The following is an 11260-nucleotide window of genomic DNA, read 5'->3' as shown; positions in this document are numbered from 1 at the left end:
CTTTCTTATCGCGCGATAAGAAAGTGGGTCGCCTGCCGGGGCGAGACCCGGCCTCTGCCGCAAAAGGCACAACAAAATCAAAAACAGGTCAACCAGAAATCAGCCAATCCGAGCAATCACAGCCCCCAACACCTGCGCCTTCCCCGCCTCAGCCACCAAAGCCACCACCCCACTGCGATGCGCAGTCACCTGCATCTCCATCTTCATGGCCTCCATGACGGCAATCACATCGCCCTCCTGAACGGTGTCGCCATCGGCCACCTTCCACGCATGCAGATTGCCTGCAATGGGTGAGGTGACGGCAGCGGGGTCCACGGCAAATTCGGCAGCAGGCGCGGCAGCCACAACGCCGCCAGCCGATGCCAGCCCCTGCAGCAGCACCGCAGGCAGGCCCAGCGACACCCGTCGCCCGTCGATCTCGACCGCGCAGCGCACCAGGCTGGCGTCGGGCAGCGGCTCGGCACGCACGGCGGCGGCCAGGGGTTCGGCGAAGTCGGATTCGATCCAGCGCGTGTGGACCTTGAAGCCGTCGTTGCCCACGAAGTCGGCATGGCCGATGACGGCGCGGTGGAAGGGCAGGACGGAGGACAGGCCTTCGATGCGGAACTCGGCCAGCGCGCGGCGGGCGCGGGCCAGGGCCTGTTCGCGCGTGGCGCCGCTGACGATGAGCTTGGCCATCAGCGAGTCGAAGCTGCCGGGCACGACCGAGCCGGTCTGCACGCCCGTGTCCAGGCGCACGCCGGGGCCCGAGGGCGGGTCGAACCGCACCACGGGGCCGGGCGTGGGCAGGAAGCCGCGGCCCACGTCTTCGGCGTTGATGCGAAATTCGATGGAGTGGCCCAGCGGCGCCGGGGTTTCGGTGATGGACAGGGGCAGGCCGTCGGCCACGCGCAGTTGCTCGATCACCAGGTCCACGCCCGTGGTCTGCTCGGTCACGGGGTGCTCGACCTGCAGGCGCGTGTTGACTTCGAGGAAGGAGATGGCACCTGTCTGGCTCAGCAGGAATTCCACCGTGCCCGCACTGACGTAGCCGGCCGCCGCGCAGATGTCGCGTGCGGAGCTGTGGATGCGGGCGCGCTGCTCGTCGCTGAGGAAGGGCGCCGGGGCCTCTTCCACCAGCTTCTGGTTGCGCCGCTGCAGCGAGCAGTCGCGCGTGCCCAGCACGACCACGTTGCCGTGGGTGTCGGCCAGCACCTGGGCCTCGATATGGCGGGGGCGGTCCAGGAATTGCTCGACAAAGCATTCGCCGCGGCCGAAGGCGGTGACGGCCTCGCGCACGGCCGAGTGAAAGAGCTCCTCCACCTCGTCCATGCGCCACGCGATCTTCATGCCGCGCCCGCCGCCGCCGAAGGCGGCCTTGATGATGATGGGCAGGCCGTGCTGCTGGGCAAAGGCCAGCACTTCGCCGGCATCCTTGACGGGGTCGGGCGTGCCGGCCACCAGGGGAGCGCCCACCTGCAGGGCGATCTTGCGCGCCTCGACCTTGTCGCCCAGCTTGGCGATGGTCTCGGGCGTGGGGCCGATCCAGCGCAGGCCCGCATCCATCACGGCGCGCGCGAAGGCTTCGCTTTCGGACAGGAAGCCGTAGCCGGGGTGCACGGCGTCGGCGCCGCTCTTGTGCGCGATGGCGATGAGCTTGGCGATGTTCAGGTAGGTGTCGGCCGGGCGCTCGCCGTCCAGGCCATAGGCCTCGTCGGCCATGCGCACGTGCAGGGCGTCGATGTCGGCATCGGCGTAGACGGCCACGGATTTCACGCCGTAGTCGGCGCAGGCGCGGGCGATGCGGACGGCGATCTCGCCACGGTTGGCAATCAGGACTTTTTTCATGATCAGCTTCTTTCAGTTGCGGGCAGGCGCCACCGGGCGCTCCCCGCGTTCAGTTCTTGGAGCCTTGCGCGCCGGGGGTGTATTCCTCGAAGGCGCGGATGGGGTTGAAGCGGATCCAGGCGCCCACGGGAATCTGGCCGGCCAGATCGAGGTGGTGCGGCGCCACGCAGCCGATGACGGGGTAGCCGCCCGTCAGCGGATGGTCGGCCAGGAACAGCACGGGCTGGCCACTGGGGGGCACCTGGATGGCGCCCAGCGGCGTGCCTTCGCTGGGCAGTTCGCCGGCCACGGCGCGCGCCAGGGGCTGCTCGCCCGCCACGCGCAGGCCCACGCGGTTGGACTGCGGCGTGACCTGCCAGCGCTGCGCGGCAAGCAGGGCCACGGCCTCGGGCGTGAACCAGTCGGTGCGCGGGCCCAGCTCCACGTCCAGCACCACGTCCTGCCCGGTGGTGGGCAGGGACTCGGGCGGCAGCTCGGGTGCGGCCACGGCCTTGCGGTCTGCAGGCCGCACGGGCAGGACCTGGCCCACGGCCAGGGCGGCTGGGCCGACATTCGCCAGGGTGTCGGTGCAGGCGCTGCCCAGCACGGGCGTGACGGCAAAGCCGCCGCGCACCGCCACATAGCAGCGCGCGCCGGCCACGGGCTGGCCCACGGTCAACTGGTCGCCATCGGCCAGGGCCACGGCCTGGTAGCGCGGCACGCTCCAGCGCTGGCCGGACCCGGTGGTCACGGCCAGGGGCGCATCGGCGCCCGTGATGGCGACCACGGTCTCGCCCTGGCTTTGCAGCGACAGGCCACCGCCCACGGTCTCCAGCACGGCCAGGTCGCTGGCATTGCCGACCAGGCGGTTGGCAGCCTTGAAGGCTGCCTGGTCCATGGCGCCCGATGCCGAGACGCCCTGCCCGGCCTGGCCCAGCCGGCCCCGGTCCTGGAACAGCGTCATCAGGCCCGTGGCCTTGACGCGCAGCGCGTTGCCTTCATGCGGCGCGGCCTGCGCCACGGCGGGCGCGGGCGCGTCATCCACCTGGGCCATGCCGGCCGCATCGACAAAGCGCACGCGGTAGCCGGGCTGCAGCAGCGCAGGCAGCTCGCGCGCCAGGTCCCACATGCGGGCCGAGGTGCGGCCTATCAGTTGCCAGCCGCCTGGGCTGGCCTGGGGATAGACGGCGCTGAACGTGCCGCCCAGCGCCACGGAGCCGGCCGGCACGCGCGTGCGCGGCGTGGTGCGGCGCGGCACGTTGAAGATCGGATCGCCCCCGCTGAGGTAGGCAAAGCCGGGCGCGAAGCCCGTGAAGGCCACGGCGTACTCGCTGCCCGTGTGGCGGCGCACGACTTCCTCGGGCGTGATGCCCAGCAGCTGCGCCACATCAGCCAGGTCCTCGCCGTCGTAGTGCACGGGAATCTCGACCAGCACATTGCTGCGCTCGGCCCGCTGGCCCAGGTCGCGTGCGGCAATGCGGCGCACCAGCTCGGCCACGCCCACCTGGGCGGGCGTGAACTGCACGAGCACGGTGCGCGCGGCCGGCACCAGCTCCTGCACGCCATCGATGGGCTCGCGCTGCAGCGAGCCCAGCAGGGCCAGGGTTTCATCCAGATCGGCCAGCTCCACCATCAGGGCCTGCCGGTTGACGGGTAGAAAACGCATGGTGTGCCCTCAGCCCACGAAGGAGGAAATGCGCACGCCCTCCTGCTCGAAACGTTCGCGCAGGTGTCGTGCAATGGCCACGGCACCGGGGCTGTCGCCGTGCACGCAGATGGAGTCGGCGGCAATGCGCACCAGGCTGCCATCGACGGCCTCGACCACGCCGTCGCGCACCAGGGACAGCATGCGCGCGGCGATCTGGTCCACATCGTGCAGCACGGCGCCCGGATCGCGGCGCGAGACCAGGGTGCCCTCGGGCGTGTAGCCGCGGTCGGCAAAGGCCTCGGCCACCACGGTCAGGCCCGCATCGCGCGCCCAGTCGATCAGCGGCGAGCCGGCCAGCGCAACCAGCACCAGGCTGGGGTCGATGGCGCGCATGGCCGTGATCACGTCGGTGGCCTGGCGCCTGTCGTGGGCGATGGTGTTGTAGAGCGCGCCGTGCGGCTTGACGTAGCGCACCTCGGTGCCGGCCACGCGGGCCAGGCCCTGCAGCGCACCGATCTGGTAGATGACGCCGGCCACCAGGTCGGCGCTGGCCACATCCATGTTGCGCCGGCCGAAGCCGACGAGGTCGGGATAGGACACATGGGCGCCCACCATGGCGCCGCGCTCGCGGGCGGCCTTGAGCGTCTCCAGGATGCCTGCCGGGTCGCCGGCATGGAATCCGCAGGCCACGTTGGCGCTGCTGACGATGTCGAGCATGGCGGCGTCGTCGCCCATGCGCCATCCGCCCAGGCTCTCGCCAAGATCACTGTTCAGGTCAATTTTCATCGTTCTCTCCTCGCCGGACTCGGTGCACAGGCTCTCAGTGCAGCTGGCCGGCGTTTTCCTTCAGATCCTGGGTCACGGTCAGGGCCGTGCGAATGGTCTCGCGCACGGCAGCCACCTGGTCGGCCAGGCACATGCTGGGCATGCCCGGCTTGCGCGCTGCCTGCTCGGGCAGGGCCGGCACGTGGATGAAGCCGCCACGCGCGCCCGGCGCCGCCTTGCCCTGGGCCAGCCAGTGCATGAGCGCGAAAAACACGTGGTTGCAGACAAAGGTGCCCGCCGTGTTGGACACGGAAGACGGAATGCCCCGCGCGCGCAGGTTGTGCACCACGGCCTTGATGGGCAGCGTGGAAAAGTACGCGGCGGGCGCGCCCGGGATCACCACCTGGTCCACGGGCTGGCGCGCCGCATGGTCGGGAATGCGGGCGTCGTCGATATTGATGGCCACGCGCTCGGGCGTGAATTCGCTGCGGCCGCCGGCCAGGCCCAGGCTGATGACCAGCACCGGCTGCAGTTGCGCCAGTGCCTCCTGCAGCTGGCGCAGCGACTCGCCGAACACGCAGCGCAGCTGCAGGCCGTGGACGGTGGCGCCGGCCACGGTCTCGCCATGCAGGGCACGCGCCACTTCCCACGAGGGATTGACAGGGTCCTGCTCGAACGGCTCGAAGCCGGTCACCAGGATGCGCGGGGAAGTGGAATCGGTCATGGCAACAGTCCGTCCTTTAACGGAACATCAGGAAGTACAGCAGGAAGACATTGGCGGTCAGCAGGGCCAGGGCCGTGGGCACCTGGGCGCGGATCACGGCATTCTTGTCGATCTCCAGCAGCGCGGCGGGCACCAGGTTGAAGTTGGCCGCCATGGGCGTCAGCAGGGTGCCGCAGTAGCCCGAGAGCATGCCGATGGCCGCCATCACGGCCGGGTCGCCATGGTAGACGCCGACCAGGATGGGCACGCCCACGCCGCCCGTCATCACGGGGAAGGCGGCAAAGCCGTTGCCCATGACCACGGTGAACAGCGCCATGCCCAGCACGTAGACGGCCACGGCCACGAAGCGGATGTCCATGTTGATATAGGTGGTGGTCACATAGGCCACGGCCTTGCCCACGCCGGCGTCCGAGAACACCAGGCCCAGCATGCCCAGCATCTGGGGCAGCACCAGGGCCCAGCCCAGCGCATCGGTCAGGCGGCGCGATTCGCGCATGCCCTGGGCCGGCGTCTCGCGGGTCAGCCAGCAGGCCAGGCCCAGGGCCAGCACGCAGCCCACGCCCAGGCTCACCAGCGTGGTGGCCTTGGGGTCCAGCAGGGGCGTGCCGCCGAAGACCAGGTGCGAGGCGCTCAGCGTGCCCACCATGGTGATCAGCGGAATCGCCAGCGCCGGTGCGAACAGCTTGTTGCCCAGGCGCTTGGCGCTGGCCAGGTATTCGGCATCGCTGCGCGGCGCATGGCGGCCGCTGCCCACGCCGCCGAAGCCGGCGATCAGGGCCATGGCCACGGCGATCACGCCCACGACCACGGGCGGCAGTTCATTGCCCACCAGGAAGACGGCTGCATACAGCGCCCAGAACAGGCCGCTGGACCAGCGCTTGGGGTTGCTGGCATCGCGCAGCGTCATCACGGCCGTGACGGCCAGGACGAAGCCGACCAGGTAGTACAGGTGTTGGATGGTCAGCGTCATTTCAGGCTCCCTTGGCTTGGGTGGCGTTGGCGTTGGCTGCGTCGGCTTCGACACCGGCCTTGTACTGGGCCAGTTCGCGCTCCAGCATGCGGTCCAGGCGGCGCAGGCGCCAGGCATGGATCACGAAGGCGCAGATGGCCGTGGGAATGCCCCACAGCGCGACGTGGATGGGCTCGACCTCGATGCCGGCTTCCTTCAGGAAGGTGGTCATCAGCACGATGGCGCCGAAGGCCACGAAGATGTCCTCGCCGAAGAACAGGCCCACGTTGTCCGTGGCGGCCGAGTAGGCGCGCAGCTTGTCGCGCACCTTGGCGGGCAGGATGCCGAAGCGCGACTGGGTCGCACCTTCAGCCATGGGCGCCAGCAGCGGGCGCACCATCTGCGGATGCCCGCCCAGGCTGGTCAGGCCCACGGCGGCCGTCAGCTGGCGTGCGGCCAGGTAGACGATGAGCAGGCGGCCTGCGGTGGCCGACTTGATGGAGCTGATCCAGTTCTGCGCGTGCTGGCGCAGACCATGGCGCTCCAGCAGGCCGATCACGGCCAGCGGCAGCAGGATGATCAGCGGCAGGTTGCGCGTCTTGATGAAGCCCGTGCCAATGGTGGCCAGCACCTTGTCGACGGGGAAGCCCGCCGCCAGTGCCGTGCCGATGGCCGTGACGATCACGACCAGCATGGGATTGAAGCGCAGCACGAAGCCCGCAACGATGATGGCCACTCCGATAAGCGGCCAGAGATTGACGTCAGTCAGCATGTTGATTCCCCCTTCACACCCCGGTGCGGAGTGGCCGTCAAGCCGCCCCGCAGGCCCAACCCGGTGGCGTGGAGTGCGCTGCCAACCTGGTTTTGTTCAACAAAACAAAGAATTTGTCTTACAGAAACGAATTGTGAATAAGACAATCAGCGCATGCTGATAGTACAAACCCGCATATCGTTGCCCAAGGATTGAGCACACACGGGTTTTTCAAATGTCAAAAACTATCGGATATTTAATATCCATAGAATGCATTAACACAACAATGCCCCTGCCCCGGTATCGCCTGTGACGAGGCCGCCTCCTACAATGGGCCGCCCTCCCGGCCTGCGGCGCACGCGTGGCAGTCGGCGTGAATGGCACCTTCCTGCTCCCATCCCTTTTGTCCGAGCTCTGAATCCATGCAACGCCGTCAACTTGTTTCCCTGCTTCCCCGTGCTGCAGCCATCGCAGCGGTTCCCGCGCTGGCGCCGGCCTTCGTGCGCAATGCCTTCGCCGATGAGGCAGGCCTGTCCGCCAAGACCATCACCATCGGCTGCTCGGCCGCCATGAGCGGCCCGCTGGCCGGGTTCGGCTCCGACATCAAGCTGGGCACGGAAGCGGCCATGGCGCAGATCAACGCACGTGGCGGCATCCAGGGCCGCACGCTGCAGCTGCAGATGGTTGACGACGGCTACGTGCCCCAGCGCTCGGCCGACAACGTGCGGCAGATGCTCTCCAAGGGCACGGCCTTTGCCCTGCTGTCCTGCGTGGGCACGCCCAACAACGCCGCCGTCATCCCGCTGATCGAGGAAGCCGGCGTTCCCTATGTGGCGCCCTTCACGGGCGCCTCGTCGCTGCGCAAGGGATCGCGCAACGTCTTCCATGTGCGCGCCAGCTACACCACCGAGGTCCGCCGCCTGGTCCAGCGCCTTGCGGGCATGGGGCTCAAGGGCATTGGCATCGTCTACCTGGACAACGCCTACGGCCGCGAAATGCTGGAGGACGCCACGCGCGCCCTGGAGGCCGAGAAGATGGCCCCCGCCGTGCAGGCGGCCATCGCCACCGATGGCAAGAATCTGGCCGATGTGTTGAACAAAGTGGACGCGGCCCACCCCTCGGCCGTGCTGCTGGCCACGGCTGGCACGGTGTCGGTCGATCTGGTGCGCGGACTGCGCAAGAGCGCGCCCGGCGTGCTGCTCACCGGCCTGAGCGTGACCCTGCCCAACGACAGCCTCAAGCCGCTGGGCGAGGACGCCCGGGGCATTGCCCTGACCATGGTCGTTCCCGCGCCGCACCAGGCCAAGCTGCAGGTGGTGCGCGACTACCAGGCCGCCATGCGCGCCCACGGGCAGCAGGAGTTCTCGCTGGGCACGCTGGAAGCCTATGTGAACACACGCGTGCTGGCCGAGGGCCTGGAACGCGCAGGCCGCGACCCCAGCCAGGCCAAGCTGCGCTCGGCGCTGGCCGGCATCCGCAACTGGGACATGGGCGGCTTCGTCATCGACTACAGCGGCCAGGCGCCCCATGTCGGCTCCAGCTTCATCGACCTGGGCGTGCTGGGCAATGCGGGGCGCTTCATCGGTTGATGAAGGCGGGTGGCTTGCGGGCCAGGCCGCTGGCGGATCGGCCCATCGTTTCTTTCTGTCGCTGCACCAAGGAGCCTTCGCCATGCCTGCCGAACGTCACCCACTTCCGCACCCCGCCTTGCACCCCTCTTTTCATCCTGCTGCACATCCCGCTTCCCACCGGGGCCTGCAGCGCCGCCTGCTCATCCTGGCAGCGGCTGCCCTGCCCGGTCTTGCCCTGGCGCAGAAATGGCCTGCGCAGCCCGTGCGCATCGTCGTGCCCTACACGGCCGGAGGCGGCTCGGACAACATCGCCCGGGCGCTGGGCACGGAGCTGTCGCGCGAACTGGGCCAGCCCGTGGTCGTGGACAACAAGCCCGGCGCCTCGGCCATGCTGGGCGCAGAGCTGGTGGCACGCGCCGCGCCCGACGGCTACACGCTGCTCCTGGCCGACATGCCGCACACCATCACGCCCAGTCTCTACAAGACACCGTACGACGCGCTCAAGGACTTCACGCCCGTGGCCCTGATCGGCTCCTCGCCGCTGGTGCTGGCCGTCAACCCCAAGCTCAAGGCGCAGAGCGTGAAGGAATACATCGCGATGGCCAAGGCACGGCCCGGCCAGATCAACTTCGCCTCGGGCGGCACGGGCACGGCCACGCATCTGGCAGGCGAGCTGTTCAAGCAGCAGACGGACACCTTCATCACCCACATTCCCTACAAGGGCTCGGGCCAGGCCGTCGCCGACGTAGTGGCCGGCCATACCGAGAGCATGTTCTCCTCGGCCCCCACCGTGATCCCCCATATCAAAAGCGGCGCGCTGCGCGCCCTGGCCACCACGGGTGCCCAGCGCTCGCCGGCCCTGCCCCAGGTGCCCACGATGGCCGAAAGCGGCGTGCGCGGCCTCACCGTGCTGCACTGGTTCGGCCTGCTGGCGCCTGCCCGGTTGCCCCCCGGCATACAGACCGCGCTGCACGATGCCGTGGCCCGCGCCATGGCCACGCCCGCGCTCCAGGCCAAGCTGCAGTCCCTGGGGCTGGAATTGACGCCCCGCACTCCGGCGGAGTTCGGTGCCCAGATGGAGACCGACGCCGCACGCTGGGCCCGCGTCATCAAGGAACGCAACATCAAGGCGGACTGAATGCCCTCCCTGCACCATCACCATGACGTCGTTGACCTGCGCAGCGACACCGTCACGCGCCCCACGCCGCAGATGCTCGAAGCCATGGCCTGCGCCCCGCTGGGCGACGACGGCCTGGACGGCGACCCGACGGTGCGTGCGCTGGAAGAGACAGCCGCCCAGCGCTTTGGCAAGGCCGCAGGCCTGTTCGTGGCCAGCGGCACCATGGGCAACCTCGTGGCCGTGCTCGCCCATGGCCGCATGCCCGGCGAGGTGCTGGCCGAGGCCGGCAGCCATCTGCTGAACGCCGAGCGCGCAGCCGCAGGCCTGACCGGCATGCACTACCGCAGCCTGCCCGGCGACGGCGGCCTGATCGCCCTGCCCGCGCTGGAGGCGGCGCTGGACACCTCGGCATCCGCGCGCTGCCCCAGCGCCCTCGTGGCCGTGGAGAACACCCACAACGCACGAGGCGGCAGCGTGGCGGCGCCCGAGTCGCTGGCGGCCCTGCATGCCCTGGCCGCCCGCCATGGCGTGCCCGTGCATACCGATGGCGCGCGCCTGTTCAATGCCGCCGTGGCACTGGGCCTGTCCTGCCGCGAGATCGCCGCGCACACGGACTCGGTCACCGTCTGCCTGTCCAAGGGCCTGTCGGCTCCGGTGGGCTCGGTGCTCATGGGCCCGGCCGACTTCATCACGCGGGCGCGCGGCATACGGCGCATGCTGGGCGGCACCATGCGCCAGGCCGGCGTGATCGCGGCGGCGGGCCTGGTGGCGCTGGAGCACATGGTCGATCGCCTGGCCGAGGACCACGCACGCGCCCGCCGCCTGCACCAGGGCCTGCGCGCCATCCACCTGGCATGGTGCGCGGCCGAATTGCCGCAGACCAACATCGTGCAGGTGCGCGTGGGCACCAGCACGGCCGAGGCGCGCCTTTGGGAGGCACGCCTGGCCGAAGCCGGCGTGCTGGTGCGCACGGGCAGCGCGGGCCTGCTGCGCCTGGTCACGCACCGCCACATTGACGACAAGGCCGTGGACAGCACCCTGCAGACCTTCACGCGGCTGCATCACGACAACTGAGCACCACGCGAGGCCGGCAGGAGTGCCGGCCCTGGCTACACTGCCCATCGACCCTTGCATCCCCCATCACCATGACCCGCAGCACCGATATCCTCAACCTGACCGACCGCGTGACCGAGCAGCTGCGCAGCAAGCTCATCGATGGTGCCTGGGAGCCCGGGCAAAAGCTGTCGGAGGCCTCACTCAGCGAAAGCCTGCAGATCTCGCGCAACACGCTGCGCGAGGCCTTTCGGCTGCTGACCAAGGAGGGGCTGCTGGTGCACGAGCCCAACAAGGGCGTGTCGGTGGCGGCGCCCAGCATCGCCTCCATCATCGACATTTACCGCGTGCGCCGCATGGTGGAGTGCCAGGCGCTGGCCCAGGCCTATCCCATGCACCCGGCTCGCAGCCTGATGCGCGAAGCCGTGGAGGCGGCCCAGCGCCACCGCGAAGCCCAGGACTGGTCGGGCGTGGGCACGGCCAACATGAGTTTCCACAAGGCCGTGGTGCAGCTGGCCGACAGCGAGCGCCTGGACACCATGTTCGAGCACCTGCTGGCAGAGCTGCGGCTGGCCTTCGGCCTGCTGCGCGACCCGCACTTCCTGCATGCCCCCTATGTGGACATGAATGCGCGCATCCTGCAGCAGTTCGAGGATGGCAAGCCGGCCGAGGCCGCTGCCGCGCTCAATGACTACCTGGTGCATTCGGAGCGGCTGATCCTGGCCGCCTACGCCCGACGCCTGGCTGAGAAGGGCATCAAAGTGTGAAAACAATAGACACCCCCTGAGGCGCTTACGCGCCTTCCCCCTCTCTACTCGCTTCGCGAGGGAGGGGGACGACACCCTCGGGGCGGGGCGGCCCTTCCTCGGTGTC

At 69.3% G+C, this 11260-nt stretch carries 10 protein-coding genes; 4 read left to right on the top strand and 6 right to left on the bottom strand.

The genetic code is table 11. The features are described from left to right. Positions 1-99 precede the first annotated feature (99 nt). From KDK82_RS00260 to KDK82_RS00235, 6 genes are read right to left on the bottom strand one after another with little or no spacing between them, the layout of a single operon-like run. Complete coding sequence (locus tag KDK82_RS00260) at positions 100-1827, bottom strand: biotin carboxylase N-terminal domain-containing protein (RefSeq protein WP_088163640.1); 1728 nt, start codon at positions 1825-1827, stop codon at positions 100-102. Positions 1828-1876: 49 nt separating this feature from the next. Continuing rightward, entirely contained in the window at positions 1877-3472 is a 1596-nt protein-coding gene (locus KDK82_RS00255) for an urea amidolyase family protein (RefSeq protein ID WP_088163638.1), read from the bottom strand. 9 nt (positions 3473-3481) lie between these two features. Beyond that, complete coding sequence (locus KDK82_RS00250) at positions 3482-4240, bottom strand: LamB/YcsF family protein (RefSeq protein ID WP_012207525.1); 759 nt, start codon at positions 4238-4240, stop codon at positions 3482-3484. 34 nt (positions 4241-4274) lie between these two features. Next, entirely contained in the window at positions 4275-4943 is a 669-nt protein-coding gene (pcp, locus tag KDK82_RS00245; RefSeq protein ID WP_013800620.1) for a pyroglutamyl-peptidase I, read from the bottom strand. Between the two features lie 16 nt (positions 4944-4959). Further along, on the bottom strand, positions 4960-5913 hold the full coding sequence (locus tag KDK82_RS00240) for a DUF979 domain-containing protein (protein ID WP_043825613.1): 954 nt from the start codon (positions 5911-5913) through the stop codon (positions 4960-4962). A 1-nt stretch (position 5914) separates the two neighbouring features. Continuing rightward, positions 5915-6664, bottom strand: coding sequence for a DUF969 domain-containing protein (locus tag KDK82_RS00235; protein ID WP_012207528.1), 750 nt, complete (start codon positions 6662-6664; stop codon positions 5915-5917). Between the two features lie 401 nt (positions 6665-7065). Here KDK82_RS00235 and KDK82_RS00230 point away from each other — a divergent pair, with 401 nt between their 5' ends. The 4 genes from KDK82_RS00230 to KDK82_RS00215 all read left to right on the top strand — a co-directional run bounded on the left by KDK82_RS00230 (position 7066) and on the right by KDK82_RS00215 (position 11154). After that, positions 7066-8232: an ABC transporter substrate-binding protein gene (locus KDK82_RS00230; RefSeq protein ID WP_088163636.1), complete on the top strand. Its 1167-nt coding sequence runs from the start codon at positions 7066-7068 to the stop codon at positions 8230-8232. An 82-nt stretch (positions 8233-8314) separates the two neighbouring features. Then, positions 8315-9352 carry a tripartite tricarboxylate transporter substrate binding protein gene (locus tag KDK82_RS00225; protein ID WP_179217827.1) on the top strand — a complete coding sequence of 346 codons (1038 nt, stop codon included), beginning with the start codon at positions 8315-8317 and terminating at the stop codon, positions 9350-9352. Beyond that, entirely contained in the window at positions 9353-10408 is a 1056-nt protein-coding gene (locus KDK82_RS00220) for a low specificity L-threonine aldolase (protein ID WP_088163632.1), read from the top strand. Between the two features lie 71 nt (positions 10409-10479). Beyond that, positions 10480-11154, top strand: a complete 675-nt coding sequence (locus KDK82_RS00215; protein ID WP_012207532.1) for a GntR family transcriptional regulator — start codon at positions 10480-10482, stop codon at positions 11152-11154. Positions 11155-11260 lie beyond the last annotated feature (106 nt).

Origin of the sequence: Delftia sp. K82 (assembly GCF_002193035.1) — a bacterium.
Classification (GTDB): Bacteria; Pseudomonadota; Gammaproteobacteria; order Burkholderiales; family Burkholderiaceae_C; genus Comamonas; species Comamonas acidovorans.
Note: the sequence above shows the minus strand (reverse complement) of the source record. Positions and strands in the feature narration are given on the sequence as shown.